This window comes from Enterococcus sp. GPZ-007 (assembly GCF_059374735.1).
This window is the reverse complement of record NZ_JCAFYN010000010.1, coordinates 1-23,234: the sequence shown is the minus strand read 5'-3', so window position 1 is coordinate 23,234 and position 23,234 is coordinate 1. Positions and strand designations below refer to the sequence as shown.

Genomic DNA, 23,234 nt, shown 5'->3' with positions numbered 1-23,234 from the left:
CGCGATAAAATCGCCAGATTGTATCCCAATTTCTTTACTACTAGATAAAAAATAGTGTCAATCAAAAAATACAGGCTGTTTTTCTAATCAAATAACCTCTTTTATCTTATTTTTACTGCTTTTTTTGCGAAGTATGCTATAATACTATCGGATTGGAACAATTCTTAAAAGAAAGCGACTGAATTATACTCGTGAATTTAAAAAGTATCAAAAAATCAATCAAAAACCGCAACAAACAAATCAGCAAAACGTTTGCTCAAGTAGAAGCAACTTTAGCTGACCACATCCACAGTGATGTAAAAATCTATTTTGACAAAGTGAACACGCATCAGATTCATCTTGACGAAAAAACACCGGACGGCAAAACGCGTCATATTCAAAGCGCGGAACATGATCATTCATTTAAAGAATTGGTCGAGTCACATATTAAAAAGCCGCAAACAAACACGTTGAACCAGTTAACCAACAGCATTTATAACTTGTGGTCTGAAAGCTTCAAGACAACAGCTCCTGCTGTTGAAAGCGATGAAACAGATAAAGCCGCTGAACTTCTTGCCCAAGATATCATGGCGGATGTTGTCAAAGAACCCGCAACTGACGGCGTGACAGCGGAACAAGCAGAGGCATTGAATCAAGCATTAAAATCAAAAGCGAACTACTCCGCTGAATGGTCAGATGCTGACAAAGCCATCGAAGTGTTCTACAACCCGCCTAAAAAAGACCGTCAATTGTTAGCGACAGTCGCAGCGGATCAAACGATTACTTATACAGATGCGCTAAATACGAAGCGCGTCATGAAAAAAGAATTGCCAGATATGATCGCAGCTGTCTTAGCCTAAAACAAAAATCCCACCGTCAAACCTGACGATGGGATTTTTTTATTATTTTAATACACCATGAAAAAACAACTCTATGGCTTGGTTTAAATTTGCTTCTCTTACCTCTTGCCGGCGAATCCAAATAAGCCGAAATCAAGATAAACAATTGACGGACAGCAAAGTCTGGATCAACTGAAGCACGAATCTGAGATTCCTTTTCAAATAAATCGAGAAACGGACGCTTAGATGTGTCATTATAGCCTTGCTTCATGAATAATTCTTCAGCAACATCCAAAATTCACACATCAATTGCCTCATTTTTTTCTTTGATACAGCCATTATACGCGATAAGCCTACTCAAAATCTTCTGAAATGTTTTTCTCCGTCAACTTTTCATCTTTCATTCCCAATATTCGATCGCAGTATTTTACTAATCTTATTCCATTGATCTATCACCGTTCGATTGTCTTGCGCCAGCCCATAGACCGAGCCTGTCAGAAAGAACACCAGATAGGAAATCAAAAACATGACACCCATCACTAGCGTGTAACACAGCTTGGAATGCTTGATTTCATTAATTGCTAAAAAAATACCAATGACCTCCACTTATCACTTGATAAAATCAACGTAACATGATTAATTTTTGAAGGAAAAAATTTACTTACAGCGAATCGAAGTAAACGGGGAAAATTCTTCGTTCAATTTTACCCAAACAAAAGAAACCGAACGATCATTTTCCTATCAATTTTGATAGGAAATGATCGCTAAAGATGTAAACTTGACGTTTCTTGTCAAGATTTTTAGTGTACACTAAAAGCATAGGAGGTCAGAAAATGAATATAAAAAAGACAATCGAAGAGTATATAGGAGTAGACGAACAGATACGCCTGAATGATATTGATATCGATCCAGAATCAATCAAAGCGATCTTGATCAATGAAGTCGTGCCGGCTTATCCCGAAAATGATTTCTACGGTGCTGAAGATGCTGCCTACATGGAAACCACGATCCCCCTCTTTCAAAAAGCCGGTATCGATGTGACGAATATCCAAGAAATCTTAGCTCATGGCATCTATATCACCAATGCAGTCAAAACACCCAAAACGGAATCTGCAGTTGAAAAAGAAAGCATTGAACGCAGCCTGCCCTATTTAGAAAAAGAATTGGCGCTTTTTCCAAATGTACAAGTGATCATGCTGATGGGAGATGTCGCAAAGAAATGCTTCAACCACATTACAAAAAAGGCTACTAAGAAAAATGCAGTTCCAGCAGTCTCTACCTATAAATTACGGAAAAGCGAACTCTTTTATGACGGCATCCGTATCATGCCTTCTTATATTATGACTGGTAAAAATATCCTGATTGAGAAATCAAAAGTCCAGATGGCTTCTGAAGACCTTGCGACTACGTTTGAGATTATTTCGAAATAGAGGGTCAAAGCTTGGCAGATGTTGTCAGGCTTTTTTATTGAAGCAAGAATATAGTAACTCATCCACGCGTAGAAACGCGCGGTTTTCTTGTTTCACTCGCTAACGCGAGCGAAACTGACTAAAGTCATTAAAGAAAGTGCTCACCTTAAACAGGTAAGCACTGAAACATTACTTTTAAGCTTCAACTATTTCATAAACCGCATCACTAACAGATTTTGCGACGACTTTTGCGACTCCTGCTTGGAATGGATCTGGAATGATGTTGGTAGTCGCTAATTCTTCATCAGGGATCAGACTAGCAATGCCTTTCGCTGCGGCAATCTGCATGTCGACCGTGATTTTTCTGGCTCTCGCATCCAATGCGCCGCGAAAAATTCCAGGGAAGGCTAAAACGTTATTGATTTGATTTGGAAAATCACTACGTCCGGTTCCAACGATATATGCTCCTGCTTCCAGTGCTTCATCAGGGAAGATTTCTGGTGTCGGATTTGCCATAGCGAAAATCACTGGCTTTTCCGCCATCGTCTGGATCCATTCAGGCTTCAAAACTCCTGGAGCAGATACACCAACAAAAACATCTGCGTCCACTAGGGCATCTTTTAGTGTCCCAGACTGGCGACCCAAATTCGTGACTTGGGCAATTACCGCATGATGTTCCGGTAACTCGGCAGCATCATCCGCATTTAAGATACCTCTTTTATCTACGACAGTAACATTTTTTGCACCGGCTGCCAAAAATTTTCTCGTGACGGATAATCCAGCTGAACCGCCGCCATTTACGACGATATTGACTTCTTCGATCGTTTTTCCGATCAGCTTCAAGCTATTGAACAAAGCAGCCAAGACCACGATTGCGGTGCCATGTTGGTCATCGTGAAAAATCGGAATGTCGCATTCTTCGATTAAGCGTTGTTCGATCTCAAAACAGCGTGGCGCACTGATATCTTCCAAGTTTACACCGCCAAATGTTGGTGCCAAAGCTTTGATGATTTGAATGATTTCTTCGGTGTCCTGCGTATCTAAAACCAACGGAACAGAATCTACATCGGCGAAGCGTTTGAACAAAGCAGCCTTCCCTTCCATGACCGGCATCGCTGCCTCAGCCCCGATATTACCTAACCCCAAAACAGCTGAACCATCACTAATCACAGCAACAGTGTTCTTTTTCGTGGTCAATTCATAAGCTAATTCTCTATCTTCGGCAATGGCAGACGAAACAGCAGCTACACCAGGCGTATAGGCGATACTTAGCTCTTCCCGATCATCGATCGATACCTTTGAGACAACTTCCAATTTTCCACCGTTTTGTTTTGCTTGTTCCAATGCCAATTCTTTTACATCTTTAGTCATATTGATTGCTCCTTTTTCATCTTAATGTATTTATTTTCAAGTCGTATGCCATTTCTCTACACTTTCTTTTCATTACTTTGAATAAACTTTTGATTTTCTATTCAGTTAAAAGAGGAACTGAAATCTTTTTTTACTTTAAAAATTTTTTAAAAGATCATTCGCAAAATTCCTGTCATGGTAATTACGGTGATTGCTCCGCCTAAACGTGTTGCTACTTGAGCAAATGGCATCAGGTTCATGCGATCCGCTGTACTTAGGATCGCAACATCGCCAGTGCCGCCCATCCCGCTTTGACAAGCCGAAATAATCGCCGCTTCCACCGGGTTCATGTTCATAAAACGCGAAATGATAAAGCCTGTGACGATGATCGTAAATACGACACTGACCACCACGATGAAGTATTGCCAGCTAAGTGTTCCAATCACATCCTTCAACGGAATATAAAGCAAGCCCAAGCCGGCCATCAATGGGAAGGTGAAGTTTCCTGAAATAAATTTGTATAATTGTTTTGAACCGCGTTGGGTTTCTTTTGGTACAACATTCAAGTATTTCAGCAATGAAGCCAAGACGATCATCAAGACTGGTCCAGGGAAGCCAGTGAAGTGCTGCAATAATCCGCCTGCGATAAATAAGGTACAAGCCGTCAGGACTCCTGCACCCATCAATTTGACATCAATCGGTGAATTATCTTCTTTTAGCGCATCGGCCATATCATCCGCATCGCCTACCTTGATCAATTGTCCTTGACCAGAAAACTCAGGATGTTTTTCACCAAAGCGTGATAATAAGGCTGAGCACATAATCGCGAAGAAATTTCCAATAATCGTTGCTGGAATCAATTGTGCAACGAGCTGTTCACTGCCGACACCGGTGATTGCACTGTAGCCGATCGACAATGGCAAGATTCCTTCACCGATCCCGCCTGCCAAAACAGGAGTGACGATATAGAATAAGGCATGCTGCCAATCAAACCCGACTAGTACTCCGACTAATGTTCCAACACCCATCGCAAAGATCATCCCCACCATCATCGGTACGATCATCCGCATCAAGCCCTGCACCAGCATCTTGCGATTCATTCCTAAAATACTGCCGCAGACTAGACATGCAATGTAGAAATATAAGAAATTCGCTTCCTTCATTAGGATGTTTGCTGAATCTAAAACATTTTGATTGACCAAATTGAAAAATACCAAGATCGACGGTACTAAAAGAGATAAAATTGCTGGACCACCAAAATTTTTAACAAAAGGAATGTTCGCGCCGATCGTTCCTAATAACCAACCAAGTGTCAAAATTACCGCGAATCCCCCCAACATATTGACTGGCAGCTGCTGCGCCATCCCAGTCACAAATATTACTGCCGACAGCACCACATAGACTGGCAAAGGAACCGAGCCAACTTTTACATCCATCATTTTTTCGATAAAGATTTGGGACTTCACACCAGCGGAAGCCTGCGTCAGATTGACACCGTTTTTTTGAAGTTCTTTTTCCATGTTTGTTCTCCTCCTTGTTTGTTTTCGCTTTCAGAATAAGGCGTTTTGAATCATTAAGATAGATTATTCAACTTATTTAAGTAACTCAATTAATTTAAGCAAACAGGTGCGGAAAGCCCTATGCTATACTTATTTTGGAGGAACAGCCGATGAAAAAAGGATTACGCCTGTGGGCTTTGCTATCGATTATTTTTATCTCGACGTTGCTGATCACGAATACCGTGCTTTATAGCGTGATCTTGTATCAAGATGCGAAGGTCGTTCAAAAAAGAGAAGAAAAACTGCTGCTCTCTGTCGGAAAACAGTTGTCTTTAGAACCTGCTGTTCGGCAAACGTTATTCGAGAATGCTTTTTCCGAAAAGACCGAAGCCTATACCGTTGAAGTGGCGAAGATTCATCAGATGGATTTTATTGTGCTAATGAATATGGAAGGTATTCGCCTCACCCACCCTGATGAAACCAAGATTGGCAAGCACTTTGAAGGCGGCGATGAGGATCAAGCGTTACATGGAAAATCCCATGTGTCCATAAGTGAAGGAACTTTGGGACGTTCACTGCGGGGGTTCGTTCCTGTCTACGAAAATAGTAAGCAAATCGGTGTCGTCGCATTAGGAATCAAACTAGATTCTTTGAGCCAATTGATCGAAAACTCCCGCCAGCAATATACCATCGCCCTTTTGATCAGTATCGGAGTCGGTCTGCTGGTTGCCTCGATCGTTGCCTACTATTTAAAGAAACAATTATTAAATCTGGAGCCAAAGGAAATTTCGCGCCTGCTGACTGAGCGAAATGCGATGCTGGATGAAACAAAAGATGTCGTGGTGGTCATTGACAAGGACGATACGATCAATTTAGCCAATATTGCCGCTACAGATATGTATCACCAGTTGAGCGGGCAATCGGATATGCTAAACGGGAAAAAAATCGATCAGCTTTTACTGGACAAAGATCAAGTGAATTTTAATCGGTCAGTCCAGCAGCTCTATCGCCAAAATGGTCAGGATTATCTTTTCTCAGCCGCACCGATTCTCGTTCACAAAAAACAAGTCGGCTCGATACTGTTCTTAAGAAATGCAACGGAATCGCTTTTCGTAACTGATCAATTAGCAAACACAACGGCCTATGCTTCGGCGTTGCAAAGTCAGTCTCACGAATTTATGAATAAGCTCCATGTAATCTATGGGTTAATCGATCTGGAAAGCTATGACGAACTGAAAATCTACTTGAACGATATTTTACAGCCGGAAAAAGAGTTTTCTCATCGCTTATCGCTGCTAGTCAGAAATCCCGTAATCGCCGGCTTCTTTATCGGTGAACGTGAGAAATTCGCCGAACGTAAGACCCAATTATTGATCGAGATTTCGCCTGAGATTCCAAATACAACAAATCAAGAACAAACGTCCAATTTGATCAACGTCTATCGCTATATCCATCATGCCCTTTTACAGCGCCACTTGCCTGATGAGATGCTGATGGAGATTGAGTATCGGGAACAACAATTGAAAACCTGTTACCATATTCAATTGAAGGAAGCTGATATTGCGAATCTAGATGCGGTCTTCAAGGAAAATTATTTCTTACAGCTGGTCGAAGATTGTCACGGCGATTTCCAGCTGACAATCAATGAACAGACGATCTCGATTTGTTTAGAAACAGTTTACAAGGAGGATTGACATGAACGTACTGATTATCGAAGACGATCCAATGGTTGAATTCATCCATCGCAGCTACTTAGAAAAACTAGAGCTTTTTCAAACAATTTATTCCGCTGCTACTGTTCAAGATGCGGAAATCCTTTTGGTAGATAAGACGATTGATTTGATTTTACTAGATATCCATTTAAAGGACGGCAACGGCTTGGATGTTTTGACCAAACTGCGGATGGATAAAACCACTCATGAAGTTATTCTGATCACCGCCGCCAACGAAGCTCATAGTGTCAAAGAAGGTCTGCATCTCGGTGTGATCGATTACCTGATCAAGCCCTTCACCTTTGACCGCTTCAAACAAAGTATCGCGCTGTTTCAGGAAAAAAGGCAGCGCCTTGATGCAGCAGAAGTCAGTCAAGAAACGATTGATTCTCTATTCAAAAAAGCTCCTTCAGCGAATTCTGAAGAACTGGAAAAAGGCTTATCTGTCGATACATTGGCGCATATCTTGAAGATGATCCGTGAAATCAATCAGCCATTCACGATCCAAGAATTAGCTGACCAATGTGGTCTCTCTCATGTATCTGTTCGTAAATACATCAGCCATTTAGAACAAGCCGAACAATTGAAGGCTGAGACAATTTATACAAAAGTTGGTCGACCTTATAAGGCATTTCGACTGCTGTAAATAGAAAAGGACTATTCCAAAACAGGATAGTCCTTTTCATCTTATCGAATTTGAGAATGATGGTTTTAAAGTGAGTCATTCTTAAGTATTCAAGCGAAATAAAACGGCTAGTCAAAGACCCGAAAAAACACCTTGATTTACCAATCAATCTATTAGCGTTATCACTGATTAAAGACTTTTCTGTTTCTTCGATAGTCACTAGGTGTCATCTTCATTTCTGCTCTAAAAACTTTTGCAAAATAGTTTCCATTAGACATCCCAACAAGTTGCGCGATTTCATTGATCGTCAATTGTTCATTGATCAAGAATGGCAATGAACGCTTGATTCGATACTTCTTCAGATAAGCTATCGGAGAAATCGCGTAGGCCTTTTCGAATATCCGAATTGCTTTATATTTAGATAATTCAAACTGATCTTCAAGATCAACTAATCCTATATCTCTTTGGTAGTGCTGTTCGAGATAACCTTTCATCTCTCTCGCCAAAGGATATTTTTCTACTCGTTTCGTCACTAATTCTTTTTTTAATGCCAGAACTAATGAAAAAGTCAATTGGCTATTCTCAAAAAAAGCCACTTCTGTCTGATTTTCCAATGTATCAAATACTTTTAAAAGTAATTCCCGAAATTCCATTGAAGAGTTATGATGGCTCTCATTGATTGGATAAAACCATTGAAGCACTTCTTTCGAAAATTCTAAATATAAGAATTTCCAGTCCTTTTTTCCGTAATAGCAACAATCACTTGGGATTTCAGCCAGAAAAAAACTGTTTTTTCTTTGGATACTTACCTGCCCCTCTATTTCAAAGTATCCGATTCCTTCTATAGTATATTGCAGTACGATCAGATTATCTTTCCGATCCCTGTTACTCCAAAAATAATCCTCACCACCGTGACCAATGCCTATCCCTTTTAAAAATGGCAAATTGTAGCTATCTAAATAGTAATAACTTTGCGATATACCCTTTCGCAATTTTTTACCCTCACAATTCAAATTATTTATTCTTGTTCCATTCTCTCCAATTCCTTATGCTTATAGTATATAGCAGAAAGGGGTTAATTTCATGTCTATTTTATTCGATTTAGAAAATCAAATATTCCACTTGTCCAATTCACAGATCAGCTATGTCATCGGGATTGAAAAAGAAAAATATATTACCCATCGTTATTTTGGAAAGTCTATTCCTTTTTATGCAGACAGCAATACTCTACAGCAAATCGATCGCGGGTTCGCAACAAATCCTGATAAAGCCGATCGCACCTTTTCATTAAATTCTTTACCAATGGAAACCAGTACGCAAGGTACAGGCGATCACCGTATCAGTAATTACCAGATTCGCCGAAGGAATGGGGCTAATATTACGAATTTCTTTTATCAGGCCCATACTATTTCATCTGGCAAACCTACTCTAGCAGGATTGCCTAGTTTGCGCGGTGATAGCGCTGAAACCTTGGAAATTGTTTTGATCGACGAAATTCAGAAACTGGAAATGGTTCTCACCTATACTCTTTACGAAGAATTCCCGGTCATTACTCGAAGTGTCCGCTTTGTTAATCACAGTGAGGATACAGTATTTATTGAAAATGCCGGATCAATGATGATCGACTTCCCCCGTATCGATTTTGACCTAGTTACTCTGAACGGATCTCACACTAACGAAGCAACGATCACTCGCCAAGCTTTGCATACAGGAATTCAAAAAATTGAAAGCTCTCGTGGAACCAGCAGTCCGCAGCATCAACCGTTCTTAGCACTTGCAGATTTTACCACAGACGAGTTTCAAGGTCAGGTATATGCGTTTCATTTTATCTATAGTGGAAATTTTGCTGCGCAAGTAGAGGTGGAACAATATGGATCAAGCCGTGTACAATTAGGGATTCAGCCGGAAACTTTCGAATGGTGCCTAAAATCTAATGAAGTGTTCCAAACACCCGAAGTCGTTATGAACTATTCAGCTTCCGGCTTCAATGGAATGTCTCAAACCTTCCACGAAATTTATCAGAATCAGCTAATTCCTCCTCCATGGCAAGCAAGGAAGCGACCTATTTTGCTTAACACTTGGGAAGCAAATTATTTTGATTTTCATGAAGATGAGCTGCTTAAACAAGCCGATTTGGCAAAAGATATGGGAATCGAACTGTTTGTTTTAGATGATGGCTGGTTTGGCCAACGAAATGACGACACATCTTCTCTAGGTGATTGGTTCGAAAACCGAGAAAAACTGCCACAGGGCATTGCTGGACTGGCGGAGAAAATTCAGGAAAAAGGCTTGAAATTCGGTTTGTGGTTTGAGCCAGAAATGATCTCTAAGAATAGTCGCCTATTTGAAGAACACCCTGATTGGGTGGTGCAAATACCTGATTACCCTCTAACAGAAGGACGCAGACAATTGGTACTGGACCTGAGCCAATCCGTTGTCCAAGAATATTTAATCAACGTACTAAGTGGTTATTTATCTACAGGAAAAATCGACTATATCAAATGGGATATGAATCGTCATCTGACTGAAGTGGGCAGTGTGGCCTATAACTCCCAACAACAAAAAGAAATCTCCCATCGTTACGTATTGGGGCTTTATCGTGTTCTTGAAACAATCACAAAGCAGTTCCCTGACTGTCTATTTGAAAACTGTTCCAGCGGCGGCGGTCGTTTTGACCCAGGAATGATGCACTACATGCCGCAAACATGGACGAGTGATAATACGGATGCTCTCTGCCGTAGTAAAATCCAATATGGTTACAGCTTTTTATACCCACCGATCATGATGGGGGCACATGTTTCCCCTGTACCAAATCATCAGGTCGGTCGTAAAACATCACTGCACACGCGAGGGTTGATCGCTATGAGTGGAAATTTGGGTTATGAATTGGATATCACGGATTTATCAGAAAACGAAAGATCAGAAATCATTGAACAGATCAATTTTTACAAGTCTCATCGCGCACTTTTTCAGTTTGGAAAGTTTTATCGTCTACAGCCGGCGGATGATTTTTTTGCTACTGGCTGGTTGATTAAGAATGATACAGAAGCGATGATCATCTATTTCAACGGACTAGCCCGTCCCGCAATTCCTGTAAACTATTTAAAAACACATTATTTGGAAGATCAAACTATCTACAAAAATGTTGCAACAGGGAAGCTGGTCTCCGGTGCTGAACTAAATTATGCTGGCATTGCGCTCCCGCGAATCAAAGAAGATTTTTCTACCTTGCTGTTTCATTGGAAAAAACTCTAATGCAAAAAACCATTCCCCGCTAATATGCTCGCGGGGAATGGTTTATTTTGTCTTTCGAACAGCATAGGCTTCGTATGGTGCTAACATCCGCCACTGTTCTAGCTTTTCAGGATAGTTATGGATTAGTACCTCTTGACCTGCAAGTGGCTCAGCCAATTTATACTGCTGATCAGTACCAGAAAAATTCACCACGATCGTTAATTCTTCCATTTCATCAAAACGTTTATACGATAACACAAATGGATTTTCTGTTCCTACCACTTGATACTTTCCATTTACAATCACGTCAAATTGCTTTCTCAGCTCGATCAATTGTTTATACGTATAAAAGAGCGACTGTTCATCGGCGAGAGCTGCCGCTACATTGACTGTTGGAAAATTAGGATGAACAGGAAGCCAAGGCTCCTCATCAGAAAAGCCAGCATTTAGTTGCGTGTCCCACTGCATCGGATGGCGAGCATTGTCTCGGCCTTTCGCGTTTATTGAGGTAATTAAATCTTGTATCGAGTAGCCTTGTTTTAGTCGTTCATTATACATCCGTATGCTTTCAACGTCGTCGACCTCTTGAATATCTTTCACAGGATAATTGATCATTCCGATCTCTTCTCCCTGATAGATGTATGGTGTTCCCTTCATGAAATGAAGATAGATCGCCAGCATTTTCCCGCTGATTTCCCGATACTCCTCCGAATCATCTCCCCAGCGAGAAATGATTCGCGGCAGATCATGATTGTTCCAAAACAAAGAATTCCAACCTTTTTTATCTAACTGAATCTGCCATTTTGAGAAAACTTCGTGTAGCTCTTGTGGGTCTAAGGCTTTTAAATCCCATTTTCGCTTTCCAGTTTGCTTGTCTAAGTTGATATGTTCAAACTGGAAAACCATAGACAGTTCCTCCCTCTCGGGACTCGAATACAGCTCCGCAATTTCTGGCGTTGCTCCCCACGTTTCTCCTACAGTAACAACATCATATTTTCCAAAGGTTTTATGATTCATTTCCTGCAACAATGCATGCAGCTGCGGACCATTTTGTGTGATTTCATGATCTGGTTCTTTACCGATCAAATCAATCACATCTAAGCGAAAACCGCCGATTCCTTTGGTTAACCAACCATTCATCATATCCCAGATTGCTTGTTTCATCTTTGGATTTCCCCAATTCAAATCTGGCTGTTTTTTAGAGTGCAAATGCAGATAGTATTCATCTAAATGGGGAACATAGGTCCAAGCTGAGCCGCCAAAATTAGATTTCAATCCATTTGGCAAACCGTCATCAACCGGACTTCGCCAGACATAAAAATCATGATACGGGTTGTCCTTACTCTTTAATGCCTCTTGAAACCAAACATGCTCATCAGAAGTATGATTAACCACTAAATCCATAATAATTTTGATTCCCCGACTAGCGGCGTCTTTGATTAAGCGCTCCATATCCTCCATCGTACCGTATTCTGGACCGATTGCTCCATAATCGCTAATATCATAGCCATTGTCATCATTAGGAGAAGCATAGACTGGACTCAGCCAAAGGGCATCGACCCCTAAAAAAGCTAAGTAGTCTAATCGATTAATGATCCCGTTTAAATCCCCAATTCCATCGTTGTTGCTATCTTGAAAGCTGCGGGGATAGACCTGGTAAATAACCGCTTGTTTCCACCATTTACTAGTCATAAGCCTTACTCACAACAACAATGTCTTCACCCTGAACGACTTTTTTCTTGTCTAACGCACTGATTTCACTATAAACTGTTGAGTTTGTGACTAGAATCATTACGGTATCATCATAGCCAGCATTTTTGATTGCTTCTCTATCAAACGTTCCCAATAATTCTCCTTTTTTAACTCTTTCGCCCTTTTTCTTATTTGTTGAGAAGAATTTCCCAGCAAGGTTGACTGTATCGATTCCGATGTGGATAAGAATTTCCGCTCCGCTATCTGCTCGGATGCCATAAGCGTGCTTCGAATCATACATCACAGTCAGAACGCCATCCGCCGGGGCAAACAACTGATTACTTTCCGGCGCAATCGCGATTCCTTTTCCCATCATTTCAGTTGAAAAGACAGGATCTTTTACATCCTTTAATGGAACGATTTTTCCAGAAACGACAGCTGCCAGCATATCATCTTGAACACCATTTGACTTATCCGGTTCTTCATTGATGGCCACTGCTTCATCTGCATCGACGGCTGCTGTTACTGGTACATCCATTTTCTTTTTCCCGTAAATAAAGGTCAGCGCAAATCCTAACACAAAACTAATCCCAACACCGATCATAAAGAATGGGATGGACTTAGGCGCAATTGAGATAAAACCGATCACGCTAGCTGGTCCCATCGCTACAGATAATACATGGAAAATCCCTAATGAAACACTCGCAACTCCGGAAGCAATCATAGCACAAACAAACGGGAATTTTAATTTTAGATTAATCCCGAAAATCGCTGGTTCTGTGATTCCCAGTAGCGCAGAGATACTTGCAGATGATGCCAAACTCTTTTGTTTTTCGTTTTTGGTTAAGACAAAGATTGCTAATGCCGCAGCACCTTGGGCAATATTTGCCATCGAAGCGACAGGGAAAATGAAGGATCCCCCCGTTCGTGCGACATCTGCCAATAAAGTGGTTTCGATCGCCGGGAAGCTTTGGTGTAGTCCGGTGATCACAATTGGCGAATAGAACAATCCAAAGATTCCTAAGCCAACGGCACCAGTCGTTTGATATAACCATACCAATCCGTCTGTCAGCCCATCAGAAACAGTACGCATCACGGGACCTACGAAAATAAAGGTTAAGAAACCAGTAATAATAATTGCTAACATTGGTGTGAAGGTATAATCAAATGCAGCAGAGATTTTTTTATGGAAAAATTTCTCTAGTGTCGCTAGTATCCAAGAAACGGCTAATACTGGCAGGACAGAACCTTGATACCCTGCCTGTGCTACTTCTAAACCAAAAATATTCCAATATGGCATCGTTCCTTCAGAAATTGCATTTGCCACGCCATACCCATTAATTAAGTCGGGCATAACCATTGCCATACCCATTGCTGCTCCTAAGTAACCGTTTCCGCCAAAACGTTTAGTCGCGGAAAAACCTACTAAAATTGGCAGAAAAGCAAATGGCGCGGATGACAACAAGTTGATGATACTGGCGACATCTTTAATATTTGGAAACATTTCAACTACTGATTGTGGTCCGAACAAATTCGGTGAAGTCAATACATTGTTGATCGCCATCAGTAAACCACCAGCCACTAAAGCCGGAACAATCGGTACAAAAATATCAGATAATACTTTGATAAAGGCCATAGCAGGATTGACTTTCTTGCCTTCTGCAGCGACCGCTTTCAAATCTTCTGTAGACGCTTCCTTAACATTGGTCAATTTGACTAATTCGGCGTAAACCTTATTCACGTCCCCCGGCCCAATGATGATTTGAAATTGTCCGTTGGCCTCGAAAGTGCCTTTTACATCCTCGTTATTGTCTAGAGCAGCGTGATCAACCTTACTAGGATCCTTTAGTACCAAGCGTAATCGGGTCGCGCAATGAGCAGCTGCTTGAATATTTCCTTCCCCTACTGCTTTACTAACTTCTGAGGCAACTTTTTGATGATTCATAATTTTTCCCCTTTCCATGTAATCGCTTTTTCACCTTTATCATACAGCATCTCTCTAAAATGTCAAACGTTTATCAAAAATATTTTTAAACAAATTTTAATAATAGACACACCTAAGTTAACAAACAAAAACACAAATGATGAACGTTTGACATTTAACTCGTTTTAAAGTATCTTAATATCGAACGAAGGCGTTTTCTAAACAGAATACGGACAAGTTGATCCGTTTACTAAATCATCTATCTAGACTCAAAATAGGATGCTATTTCTTGATCCCCTGGAAGGAGAACTACGAATGGAATTAATACAAGAATGGACCGATAATCTGCGCTACCTGCCGTATGATCAATGGGATGAAGACTACAAAACGTTTCTTAACAAAACCGTCAGCCGTTCCCCTTGGCGGCAAGAGTATCATATTCAACCGAGGAGTGGTCTCTTGAATGACCCGAATGGCTTTTCGTACTTTGATGGCAAATGGCATCTCTTCTATCAGCTCTATCCAATGGGACCTGTTCATGGAGTCAAATCCTGGGCCCATGTTTCGTCCGATAATCTGGTGGATTGGGCGTCTGAAGAAATTGCTCTTTTACCTGATTCCCCCTATGATCAGCATGGGGTTTACTCTGGATCTGGTATTGTTATTGATGACGAGCTGATATTAGCTTACACAGGGAATGTGCGTGATTCAAATTGGCGGCGAACTTCCTATCAACTCTTAGCCCACATGAATAAAGATGGGCAAATCATCAAGGAGGAACGTCCGATTATTCCTGAACCACCTAAAGGGTATACGCATGAATTTCGTGATCCTCAAGTTTTCTGCTATCAGGATAACTACTGGCTTCTGATTGGCGCGCAAACGGAAGAGCTTGAAGGAAAAGTACTCGCATACTCTGGCAAGACCTTGAAAGAACTGCATTTTGAAGGTGCTTTAGATTTCTCTGACCAACCAATGGGCTTTATGGTAGAATGTCCAAATCTAGTCTTTATTGATCAAAAACCAGTTTTTCTATTCTGTCCCCAAGGATTGGACAAAAAAATAATGGACTATCAAAATATCTATCCGAATACCTATATTATTGCTGATGCATTTGACACCAAATCACTTTCCCTGACTAAACCGAGTGGATTAATAAACTTGGATTACGGCTTTGATGTCTACGCCACACAAGCCTTTAACGCACCAGATGGTCGAACCTTAGCAGTAAGTTGGATCGGCCTTCCTGAGGTAGCTTATCCGAGCGACTCCGAAGGCTGGGCTCATTGTCTAAGTATCATCAAAGAATTGCGATTGATGGATGGTCAACTGTATCAAACACCTGTTAAGGAACTGGTTGACCTAAGACAAGCCCACACTTCTTTCGATGGATCGCTGTCTCAGCAAACATGGACGCTTGCTGAAGAGACGGCTAACTGCTATGAGTTGGTTCTTACTCTTTCACCAGATAGTCACGGTAGACTCCAGCTTTATTCAGATAAGCAAAAAGAACACGCATTAACCATCGATTTCGATGCAAAAAATGGTATGATTAGTGTGGACCGCTCGTGCGTAAGTAATCCTTATGCTCAGGAATATGACACGACTCGTAGTCTATCCTTAGAAAATAACCAGCCTTTGTCCTTGCAGATTTTTGTGGATCATTCTGTTTGCGAGATCTTTGTGAATGGTGGACAAGCTGTTTTAACCTCAAGAGTATTCCCAAATAAAGACGAGCAAAATGTCTATATTGAAGGAGATGCTGGCGATTTTTCAGGTGATTTCTGGTGTTTACGTAACATGAAAAACGATTAAGGAGTACAACATACAATGGCAATCAAATTGACTGACGTCGCAAAAAAAGCAGGTGTTTCACCCACTACAGTTTCACGTGTGATCAATAATTATGGATCACTAAGTCAAAAAACCATTGATAAAGTACATCTGGCAATGAAGGAATTAAATTATCAGCCAAATTCTCTTGCTCGATCATTGCAGGGGAAAAATACGCAGCTGATTGGTCTCATTTTTCCAACTGTCTCTAATCCTTTTTTTGGCGAACTCGTGGATAAACTAGAAGCTACGCTCTTTGAACAAGGCTACAAAACAATCCTTTGTAATAGTGCCAATAATAAGGAAAAAGAACGCGCTTATATTAACATGCTTTCAGCAAATAGAGTAGACGGTATTATCGCCGGTGCACATAACCTCGGGATCAAGGAATATGAAGATCTCGATCTGCCAATCGTCTCTTTCGACCGTCATCTGTCTGAAAGTATTCCAATTATAGGCAGTGACAATTTTCATGGCGGTTACCTCGCTACTGAAAACTTATATCTGCGTGGCTGTCGAAAAATCGGTATTCTAACCGGTAGTTTAAAATCAAATTCTCCCACCAATGGGCGTTTAGAAGGCTACGAAGATTTTTTGGCAGAAAAACAGTTAGAGCCACGAGTCTTTACGATCGATTCAAGAGCGAGTTCGATGGCTTTGAAAACATTAGAAATCAAACGGATTTTAGAAAATGAAGATTTGGACAGTCTATTTTGTACAGATGATTTGACTGCCATTTTAGTCTACAATATTTGTCAGGAAATGAAGATTTCTATTCCCGAAGAATTAAAACTGATCGGTTACGATGGAACAAAATTTGTTCAAAATTATTTCCCACAGTTATCAACTATCGCTCAACCAATTTCTGACTTTGCTGATTTATTAGTTGATCTGTTGATCCAGCGCATCACCACACCAGAAAAAAAACTGGAGCAGCATTACGCTTTGCCGATTAAACTCATCCAAGGAAAAACCACATAATTGATTGTATTTACTATTAAGTCTGGTACGCCCTTTCGCGCTACCTGATTTTCGACATAGAAGGCACACTAAAAACGTCTACTCCGTTTTGGAATAGTCGTTTTTTTAATTAAATTCAGTTAAACGTTATCTTTCATATTGTAATGATTCTTCAAACAGCTTAGATAGTTTTTGACTACTATCTCACCTAAAAACTCCATGTATTTCAAGCTAAGAAACATCAAAACAAGTCTGCCGGTCCGAACATTACCATCGGAAAATGAATGTATTCGCTCAAATTGGATTTGTGTATCGGCTAGGATCTCTAGTTGATTATTCTCTAACTGAGCAATGCTCTTTAAACGAAATTTGATATTGTCTACCCATTTTGGCTCATTAAGAATGGCGCTTCTTCAGGGGTTGCTGTTTTGAACTCTACACCTCTGCTGGCGTTTTGTTGTGTCTTGAAATGCACCCTGTAAAATAATCAAAACCGGTTGAGGCAACGAAATGGTGTTTCTTCGATTACGCTAGAATGATAAGCCGTCCCCTTGATAAATCTTCGCAAATTCTTCCAAGCTGACCGGTTGATAGCCAATCTCTTTGCCAGTAACTTCACTCATAACCTTACTCAGTTCAACCATGGAAATAGTTTTTCTCTTGGCTCAATAAGTAAGTTTGCCCATTGTCTCTAAGGTCAGGCCGAACCGCCAAGTGTGCAATTGCTTCTGCACTGTCAGCTAATGAGATAAAGGACAGTTTCTTTTCTCCAATCGGATAAATGATATTTTTTCGCTCGATCAATTCTGGTAAATATGGGACTAAGGGATCAGCATACAACGAATTTTTGACTATCGTACATTTCAATCCTGATCCTGCCAACCGTCTTGGCACATAGCCATAATAAGGAGCCATCACAAATGGATTGTTTTCTTGATCCGCAAAAAAGCTAACGAAAATAATCTTTTTAACTTTAGCATTCTTCATTGCAGTCAAGGTATTTTCCAACTCTAATACCCGCTGAACAACATCGTAGGTTTTGCTGGGGACATAGATCAATAAATCAATATCCTTTAGCGCCTCAGTCATACTAGCAACATCAGAATAATCTCCAGCTCGCACGTCAATCTTCTGCTCTTTTAGTTTTTGGCCCTTTGATGGTGTGTGTACAATTGCGACGATATCCTTTTTATCCACCAAAGTAGTTAATTCATTTACGATTTGGCTTCCTAAGTTTCCTGTAGCCCCTGTCACTGCATAGTTCATTTAATCACTCCTTGTTAATCAGTTTAGGCTAATAATTCTTTAAATCCAGTTTCCAAACTGATTAATGGTCGTCCCAAGGCTTTTTCAAAATCATCAGAAACAACATCCAGTTGACCATCCTTAATATCAGATTGGAAGGATAGGAACATTTCTGCAATTGGTTGCGGCAACCCATTAACTGTTAGATTTTCAATGAATCCCTGATTATCTGAACTCACAACCTCGATTTCCATGCCAGTTGCTGCTTTCAAGGCCGCCGCTAAAGCCTCATAGCTCACTGGTTTTCCAGATAGCTCAAGAATAGCTGGAAAATCTTTTCCTTGCAGGGCTTTTGCGGCAACTTCCGCATATTCGCGTTTCAGCGCCCAACCTGTTTTCCCCTGACCGGCTGCATAAACAAACTTACCACCATTCAAGGCTGCATCAACAATCGGCATTTCATTTTCCAAATACCAATTATTTCGTAAAAAGGTAAGGGCAATTCCTGTTTTCTCAATAAGTTTCTCAGTAAAGATGTGATCTGCTGCCAAAGGACTAGTTGCTTTATCTGCTCTCGCAAAACTAGTGTAGGCGATGTAAGAGACGCCTGCTTCTTTGGCTGCTTCAACTACATTGGCATGTTCTTCTTGTCGGTTGCCAGGAGTTCCTGACACAAATAATAATCGATCAATACCTTGTAGAGCCTTTTCCATCGACTTCTTATCCGCATAATCACCAATACGCAGATTTATTCCAGCTTCCTTTAATGCGGCGCTTTTTTCTTCACTGCGAACCAAGGCATAAATATCAGAGGTTGGCACACTCTCCTTCAAGAAATCTAATGCATAATTACCAAATCCACCAGTTGCCCCTGTTACTAAATACTTCATACAAGTCACTCCTTAATTTCAGCTGTACATTTATAATTTACACCTATTGTCATAAGTAGTATGATAAGATATGTCCAGAAAGAAATTTTGAAGGGATCAATTACTATGAAATATTCGCTGCAATTTAGTGATGCCATCCATATCCTTACTTATATCGAAATCTATAAAAATACTGATTTACTCTCAAGTGAGATGATCGCAAAAAGTGTGGAAACAAATCCGGCAAACATTCGAAAAATTATGAGTCAACTGAAAAAAGCTGGCCTAATCATTACACAAGTTGGCAAACCTAATCCTACTCTTGCCAAGTCACCAGAAGCAATCACTTTGCTAGATGTCTATAAAAGCATTGAAGGAAATACAAATCTGATCCAAATTGATCCAAAAACCAATCCCAATTGTATTGTGGGAGCCAATATTCAAGCTGTACTGAACGAAAAATATGATGCTTTACAGAAAAAAGTGGAAGAAGAAATGAATGAAATCACCCTAGATACGTTGATCCATCAGATCGCAAAACTGGAGCTCCAAAAGAGGCCTGAAAATAAGGGTTTTCTCAAAAGCTTTATTTAAGAACAAAGTACGCTTCCTAATAAAAAAGGAAACGCACTTTTTATAATTATTAATGAACATTCTCACTCAGATACTGCAATAATTCTGGTACCATCCCTACAGCAGATTTGTCATCTGGTCGATCTTCTAAAAATTGAAGGACAGCGAAATTTTGATTTTGGGCATCAAAGGCGTAAAGAAAGCTATTTTGCTGACCTCGTTCGTCTTGCTTCTCTTTGATCTCGGCTGTTTTGAATTTCTGAAAATCTGCATCGTCGCGTAATGCTTAACCTTAAATTCTTCCGGATAGTTTGTCAGGCTCCTTCTCAAAAGCCTGTATCTCAACAGGACTCAGAGAAGCTTCTACGTCGCGGCAAGTCTTGATTCGACCATTCCACGACTCGCGGGTAAATGCCAGATCAACCTCAAAGCCGATATTTTGTGCCACTTCGAAGCTGCTCTCTTCCACCCATTCTGGAATTGGAGCCAACTCGCGCTTCATTCCTCCACCTGACCAATTGGGACTATATTTCAGCACGAGTGCCTCCATCTCAGCCGCCAGCTTATCTTCAAAAGGCAACCAAGCTAAAAAGAGGATCGCCAACTTGCCTCCAGCAACAATGATCCGCTCTAATTTCGGAATCAAGATCGATGGATCAAAGGACATAAAGCATTGGCAAGCCGTCACTACATCCATGCTGTTATCAGGAAAGTCAATTTTCTCAGAGGATGTCGAAAAATACGTGATATCCATATTTTCTTGTTTCGACAACCTTTTGGCTTGTTCAATTTACTCCGGTGATACATCGACACCAGTAAATTCCGCCCCATGTTGATAAAGATTCCGCGGTAAAACGCCCGTCCCTGTTCCTAAATCTAGTACATTTTGACCACGAGTTCCTATCCCTAGCACGATCAATTTTTCATAAAATTCCGCTGGGTAAATATCGCGATATTTCGCATAATTTTCTGAAGCTCGCCCCCAATCAAACGCTTCTACTGCATCACTATCATCCCGAGAAATCATTTCTCGTCCTCCTCTAAGAAGTCGCTCTCTTCTAACTCAAAATCGGTTACCCTTTTCTTCCGAAATTTCACTAAAATAATGGTCGAAAGCACCAATAAGCAGATTTTCGTTACTGGAATACTCCCCATCGCGTAGAGAATCACATTTTGTGCGAATACAGAGCTCGCATTTCCAAGCAGGCCAACAATCGGAAGAACCAATGCGAATATCTCAATGATGTAAAAGATCAAACAAAGAAACACCAACCTTCTTTTTGCTGGATACTCCTTACTCAAACGCAGACAAAGAATTTCACAAACAAATCCGACAATATGCAAGAGGCCAACAAAAAATGGCAATCCGCCAAATAATGTCAGCATGAAAGCGCCTCTCGATGCAACTGTAAAAACACCAATAGTCATCAACAAGATGAAGCTGATGATCGCATAAAAATCGTGTAGATCGCCGTGATTTTCGTGAAATTTCTCATAACAGCCTCCTTGTTTTGAAAAAACACTCGTACTTATAAAACAAGTATACGATAAAATAAAGGGGTAGCCTATAGTTGAAAAGAACACCAAAAATCCTTGATCATAGGTTCAGAATAATGATTATTTCTTTTTTATATTCGCCGACTAATTTGAAGAACAGACACCTTTTTGTGTATATCCTCTAAAACTTCATCGCCAAAAATACTTGAAGAAACCATGACATGTTTCTTAACCTTTTCAAGATCAATCACATGCCGATGCTGCTCAGGAATCAAATAGATCGTATCATCATCAAATTTTTTGATGTTGTCCAAGAAATTTGACTTGACCAAGTAGCTATTTCCGAAACTTTCCTGCATTTTATGGATTGGTTTCTTATACTGAGAAATGACAAACATCCGGCTTCCCGGACTGTTTACAATTGTGGAAGGCAAAACAAATACTACTTTTTACTTTGAGTTTTCTGTTTCATCCATCATCTATTCTCCTTTTAAACATTTCTACCAGTGCAACTCTTTCATTTAGTAAAATTGGGGTCTTGCATTGATGAACATACTTTCCACAAAAGTCTATCATATAAACTGACAAGAAAGTGGCATAAAAATGATGCCTCTTAACCTCTCTTTTGATGTCCGTTTATCAACAAAACGAAATTTCACAAAAAGTAGCAATAATCATAACCACCCGTGAAACGGGTGGTTTGCTCTTCGGCTAGAAGCCTCTCTTACCGGCCTCGGCCTAAAAGGCCCTCTGAAAGCTTCCCCCCGCACCACTTCTACTCGCTGATTCTAAAAGAATATCGCTCTATCTCTTTTTATTTTTTGCTCCTGTAAACGGGTCTACCTCTTCGAACAACGTAAGCTGATCTGCTGAATAATCTTCTTTTATTTATTTACGAATATACTCAGCTATCTGCTCCTTATTCCGTCCAACCGTGTCCACGTAGTACTCTCGACACCAAAATTTTCGGTTCCCATAGCGATATTTCAACTCTGCATGATGGTCGAATATCATTAAACTACTTTTTCCCTTTAAATAGCCCATGAATTGCGAAACACTTAACTTTGATGGAATACTTACAAGCAAATGAATATGATCTGCACAGGCATTTGCCTCAATGATCTCTACTCCTTTTCTTTCACAGAGCGTGCGAATAATCTCACCTATACTTTCTCTATATTTTCCGTAAATGATCTGTCTCCGATATTTTGGCGCAAACACGATGTGATACTTACATCTCCATTTACTATATGATAAACTTTCTTTGTCCTTTTCCATAAGGACACCTCCTATCTTTGATGGTGATGCGGTCGGGAAACCAACATCAGTTTATCAATTTTGGGAGGTCTTTTTAATACCACGCTGGAAGCTCTTTTGAACCACCAGCACAGCAGGTGGTTTTCAAACATACAAAAAAGCATCTGCTAGTTTCTTAGCAGATGCTGATGGCTCATAACTAGATTTGTGCAGGTATCAGTTTACTTTCTTTAGTTCTAGACTCTTCAATTTCTCGTGATTATTAAATATCTGTAGCTCCAATCGGCTTTTGTCCAATCGGATGAAATGGTATTCAAAGCTACTGCCGTCTCGAGTCAAAATGACATCTTTTTTTGAAGAGTTCACGGCAAATTGAGCTTCCTTCATTAAATAATTATTGCCCTGTTTGACGTCCCAATACATGCATCGCTCATCTTTTGCTTTGATAATATACTCATAAGATTGATTAGACCATGATCCATTCAACCATGCCATATTATTTTCAACCAATGAATTGACGAATCTCACTAAGAAGATTGAATATAGTGTCAACAGGCAAATTAGAAATCTTTTCTGTATTTTTGTCAATTCTTTTATGGAACGATAGGCTTGATACAATCGACTATCGAGCTGTTGTAAGAGTTGATACGCATCACTTAATTTTCTCTTCAACCAATTCCTCCATTGTTTATTCATAATTAGTGATTAGACTTCAAAAAGTCTTTCTCCTATTTCAT

Annotated in this window: 21 protein-coding genes and 4 pseudogenes; 8 read left to right on the top strand and 17 right to left on the bottom strand. The window is 40.3% G+C overall.

Going from position 1 to position 23,234, the window contains the following annotated elements; translation table 11 throughout:
- Window positions 1-191: 191 nt before the first annotated feature.
- Window positions 192-839, top strand: a complete 648-nt coding sequence (locus AC4J95_RS07315; RefSeq protein ID WP_494549285.1) for a hypothetical protein — start codon at window positions 192-194, stop codon at window positions 837-839.
- A gap of 16 nt (window positions 840-855) precedes the next feature.
- On the opposite strand, the gene AC4J95_RS07310 is transcribed toward AC4J95_RS07315, so the two are convergent.
- Window positions 856-1,113, bottom strand: a complete 258-nt coding sequence (locus AC4J95_RS07310) for a hypothetical protein (RefSeq protein WP_494549284.1) — start codon at window positions 1,111-1,113, stop codon at window positions 856-858.
- 110 nt (window positions 1,114-1,223) lie between these two features.
- Window positions 1,224-1,409 (bottom strand): annotated as a pseudogene (locus tag AC4J95_RS07305) (ABC transporter permease); the annotation flags it as partial.
- A gap of 242 nt (window positions 1,410-1,651) precedes the next feature.
- On the opposite strand from AC4J95_RS07305, the gene AC4J95_RS07300 reads away from it, so the two are divergent.
- Window positions 1,652-2,248: a uracil-DNA glycosylase family protein gene (locus tag AC4J95_RS07300; RefSeq protein ID WP_494549283.1), complete on the top strand. Its 597-nt coding sequence runs from the start codon at window positions 1,652-1,654 to the stop codon at window positions 2,246-2,248.
- A gap of 174 nt (window positions 2,249-2,422) precedes the next feature.
- On the opposite strand, the gene AC4J95_RS07295 is transcribed toward AC4J95_RS07300, so the two are convergent.
- Window positions 2,423-3,598: an NAD(P)-dependent malic enzyme gene (locus AC4J95_RS07295; protein WP_494549282.1), complete on the bottom strand. Its 1,176-nt coding sequence runs from the start codon at window positions 3,596-3,598 to the stop codon at window positions 2,423-2,425.
- Window positions 3,599-3,744: 146 nt separating this feature from the next.
- Window positions 3,745-5,097, bottom strand: coding sequence for a 2-hydroxycarboxylate transporter family protein (locus tag AC4J95_RS07290; RefSeq protein ID WP_494549281.1), 1,353 nt, complete (start codon window positions 5,095-5,097; stop codon window positions 3,745-3,747).
- Between the two features lie 149 nt (window positions 5,098-5,246).
- Between AC4J95_RS07290 and AC4J95_RS07285 the strand changes: the two genes are divergently transcribed.
- Both AC4J95_RS07285 and AC4J95_RS07280 read left to right on the top strand, forming a co-directional pair.
- A complete protein-coding gene (locus tag AC4J95_RS07285) occupies window positions 5,247-6,770 on the top strand; it encodes a Spo0B domain-containing protein (protein WP_494549280.1) in 1,524 nt (507 codons plus the stop codon).
- Between the two features lies 1 nt (window position 6,771).
- On the top strand, window positions 6,772-7,434 hold the full coding sequence (locus tag AC4J95_RS07280) for a response regulator (RefSeq protein WP_494549279.1): 663 nt from the start codon (window positions 6,772-6,774) through the stop codon (window positions 7,432-7,434).
- 161 nt (window positions 7,435-7,595) lie between these two features.
- Here AC4J95_RS07280 and AC4J95_RS07275 read toward each other — a convergent pair whose 3' ends face one another.
- Window positions 7,596-8,405 (bottom strand): helix-turn-helix transcriptional regulator, encoded by an 810-nt coding sequence (locus AC4J95_RS07275; RefSeq protein WP_494549278.1) that lies wholly within the window; start codon window positions 8,403-8,405, stop codon window positions 7,596-7,598.
- Between the two features lie 91 nt (window positions 8,406-8,496).
- Here AC4J95_RS07275 and AC4J95_RS07270 point away from each other — a divergent pair, with 91 nt between their 5' ends.
- Window positions 8,497-10,668 (top strand): alpha-galactosidase, encoded by a 2,172-nt coding sequence (locus tag AC4J95_RS07270; protein WP_494549277.1) that lies wholly within the window; start codon window positions 8,497-8,499, stop codon window positions 10,666-10,668.
- Window positions 10,669-10,710: 42 nt separating this feature from the next.
- Here AC4J95_RS07270 and AC4J95_RS07265 read toward each other — a convergent pair whose 3' ends face one another.
- Both AC4J95_RS07265 and AC4J95_RS07260 read right to left on the bottom strand, forming a co-directional pair.
- Entirely contained in the window at window positions 10,711-12,339 is a 1,629-nt protein-coding gene (locus AC4J95_RS07265; protein WP_494549276.1) for a glycoside hydrolase family 13 protein, read from the bottom strand.
- Window positions 12,332-14,284: a sucrose-specific PTS transporter subunit IIBC gene (locus AC4J95_RS07260; protein ID WP_494549275.1), complete on the bottom strand. Its 1,953-nt coding sequence runs from the start codon at window positions 14,282-14,284 to the stop codon at window positions 12,332-12,334. The genes AC4J95_RS07265 and AC4J95_RS07260 overlap by 8 nt, the downstream gene beginning before the upstream one ends.
- Window positions 14,285-14,578: 294 nt before the next feature.
- Here AC4J95_RS07260 and AC4J95_RS07255 point away from each other — a divergent pair, with 294 nt between their 5' ends.
- Together AC4J95_RS07255 and AC4J95_RS07250 are read left to right on the top strand one after the other, a co-directional pair.
- Window positions 14,579-16,078, top strand: coding sequence for a sucrose-6-phosphate hydrolase (locus tag AC4J95_RS07255; RefSeq protein ID WP_494549274.1), 1,500 nt, complete (start codon window positions 14,579-14,581; stop codon window positions 16,076-16,078).
- A gap of 15 nt (window positions 16,079-16,093) precedes the next feature.
- Entirely contained in the window at window positions 16,094-17,077 is a 984-nt protein-coding gene (locus AC4J95_RS07250; RefSeq protein WP_494549273.1) for a LacI family DNA-binding transcriptional regulator, read from the top strand.
- 126 nt (window positions 17,078-17,203) lie between these two features.
- Here AC4J95_RS07250 and AC4J95_RS07245 read toward each other — a convergent pair.
- The 3 genes and pseudogenes from AC4J95_RS07245 to AC4J95_RS07235 form a co-directional block, all read right to left on the bottom strand.
- A pseudogene (locus AC4J95_RS07245) lies at window positions 17,204-17,534 on the bottom strand (Fic family protein); the annotation flags it as partial.
- A gap of 158 nt (window positions 17,535-17,692) precedes the next feature.
- Window positions 17,693-18,322, bottom strand: a complete 630-nt coding sequence (locus tag AC4J95_RS07240) for an NAD(P)H-binding protein (protein ID WP_494549272.1) — start codon at window positions 18,320-18,322, stop codon at window positions 17,693-17,695.
- A 23-nt stretch (window positions 18,323-18,345) separates the two neighbouring features.
- Window positions 18,346-19,191, bottom strand: coding sequence for an SDR family oxidoreductase (locus AC4J95_RS07235; RefSeq protein ID WP_494549271.1), 846 nt, complete (start codon window positions 19,189-19,191; stop codon window positions 18,346-18,348).
- Window positions 19,192-19,296: 105 nt separating this feature from the next.
- On the opposite strand from AC4J95_RS07235, the gene AC4J95_RS07230 reads away from it, so the two are divergent.
- On the top strand, window positions 19,297-19,764 hold the full coding sequence (locus AC4J95_RS07230; protein ID WP_494549270.1) for an Rrf2 family transcriptional regulator: 468 nt from the start codon (window positions 19,297-19,299) through the stop codon (window positions 19,762-19,764).
- Window positions 19,765-19,813: 49 nt separating this feature from the next.
- On the opposite strand, the pseudogene AC4J95_RS07225 reads toward AC4J95_RS07230, so the two are convergent.
- From AC4J95_RS07225 to AC4J95_RS07195, 7 genes and pseudogenes are all read right to left on the bottom strand, one after another.
- Window positions 19,814-20,002, bottom strand: a pseudogene (locus tag AC4J95_RS07225) (hypothetical protein); the annotation flags it as partial.
- A gap of 33 nt (window positions 20,003-20,035) precedes the next feature.
- Window positions 20,036-20,533: a class I SAM-dependent methyltransferase gene (locus AC4J95_RS07220; protein ID WP_494549350.1), complete on the bottom strand. Its 498-nt coding sequence runs from the start codon at window positions 20,531-20,533 to the stop codon at window positions 20,036-20,038.
- Entirely contained in the window at window positions 20,534-20,770 is a 237-nt protein-coding gene (locus AC4J95_RS07215; RefSeq protein ID WP_494549269.1) for a class I SAM-dependent methyltransferase, read from the bottom strand.
- Entirely contained in the window at window positions 20,767-21,129 is a 363-nt protein-coding gene (locus tag AC4J95_RS07210) for a hypothetical protein (RefSeq protein ID WP_494549268.1), read from the bottom strand. The genes AC4J95_RS07215 and AC4J95_RS07210 overlap by 4 nt, the downstream gene beginning before the upstream one ends.
- A gap of 242 nt (window positions 21,130-21,371) precedes the next feature.
- The gene (locus AC4J95_RS07205; protein ID WP_494549267.1) at window positions 21,372-21,674 is read right to left on the bottom strand and encodes a hypothetical protein; all 303 of its coding nucleotides are present in this window, start codon (window positions 21,672-21,674) and stop codon (window positions 21,372-21,374) included.
- A 370-nt stretch (window positions 21,675-22,044) separates the two neighbouring features.
- A pseudogene (tnpA, locus tag AC4J95_RS07200) lies at window positions 22,045-22,518 on the bottom strand (IS200/IS605 family transposase).
- A gap of 195 nt (window positions 22,519-22,713) precedes the next feature.
- Window positions 22,714-23,169, bottom strand: coding sequence for a hypothetical protein (locus AC4J95_RS07195; protein WP_494549266.1), 456 nt, complete (start codon window positions 23,167-23,169; stop codon window positions 22,714-22,716).
- Between the last annotated feature and the right edge of the window lie 65 nt (window positions 23,170-23,234).

What these genes read in the sequence shown, in the direction of transcription:
- AC4J95_RS07300 (WP_494549283.1), top strand. Translation starts at nt 1,652, where the DNA reads ATGAATATAAAAAAGACAATCGAAGAGTATATAGGAGTAGACGAACAG.
- AC4J95_RS07295 (WP_494549282.1), bottom strand. Translation starts at nt 3,598, where the DNA reads ATGACTAAAGATGTAAAAGAATTGGCATTGGAACAAGCAAAACAAAAC.
- AC4J95_RS07290 (WP_494549281.1), bottom strand. Translation starts at nt 5,097, where the DNA reads ATGGAAAAAGAACTTCAAAAAAACGGTGTCAATCTGACGCAGGCTTCC.
- AC4J95_RS07285 (WP_494549280.1), top strand. Translation starts at nt 5,247, where the DNA reads ATGAAAAAAGGATTACGCCTGTGGGCTTTGCTATCGATTATTTTTATC.
- AC4J95_RS07280 (WP_494549279.1), top strand. Translation starts at nt 6,772, where the DNA reads ATGAACGTACTGATTATCGAAGACGATCCAATGGTTGAATTCATCCAT.
- AC4J95_RS07270 (WP_494549277.1), top strand. Translation starts at nt 8,497, where the DNA reads ATGTCTATTTTATTCGATTTAGAAAATCAAATATTCCACTTGTCCAAT.
- AC4J95_RS07265 (WP_494549276.1), bottom strand. Translation starts at nt 12,339, where the DNA reads ATGACTAGTAAATGGTGGAAACAAGCGGTTATTTACCAGGTCTATCCC.
- AC4J95_RS07260 (WP_494549275.1), bottom strand. Translation starts at nt 14,284, where the DNA reads ATGAATCATCAAAAAGTTGCCTCAGAAGTTAGTAAAGCAGTAGGGGAA.
- AC4J95_RS07255 (WP_494549274.1), top strand. Translation starts at nt 14,579, where the DNA reads ATGGAATTAATACAAGAATGGACCGATAATCTGCGCTACCTGCCGTAT.
- AC4J95_RS07250 (WP_494549273.1), top strand. Translation starts at nt 16,094, where the DNA reads ATGGCAATCAAATTGACTGACGTCGCAAAAAAAGCAGGTGTTTCACCC.
- AC4J95_RS07240 (WP_494549272.1), bottom strand. Translation starts at nt 18,322, where the DNA reads ATGAACTATGCAGTGACAGGGGCTACAGGAAACTTAGGAAGCCAAATC.
- AC4J95_RS07235 (WP_494549271.1), bottom strand. Translation starts at nt 19,191, where the DNA reads ATGAAGTATTTAGTAACAGGGGCAACTGGTGGATTTGGTAATTATGCA.
- AC4J95_RS07230 (WP_494549270.1), top strand. Translation starts at nt 19,297, where the DNA reads ATGAAATATTCGCTGCAATTTAGTGATGCCATCCATATCCTTACTTAT.
- AC4J95_RS07215 (WP_494549269.1), bottom strand. Translation starts at nt 20,770, where the DNA reads ATGATTTCTCGGGATGATAGTGATGCAGTAGAAGCGTTTGATTGGGGG.
- AC4J95_RS07210 (WP_494549268.1), bottom strand. Translation starts at nt 21,129, where the DNA reads ATGCTGACATTATTTGGCGGATTGCCATTTTTTGTTGGCCTCTTGCAT.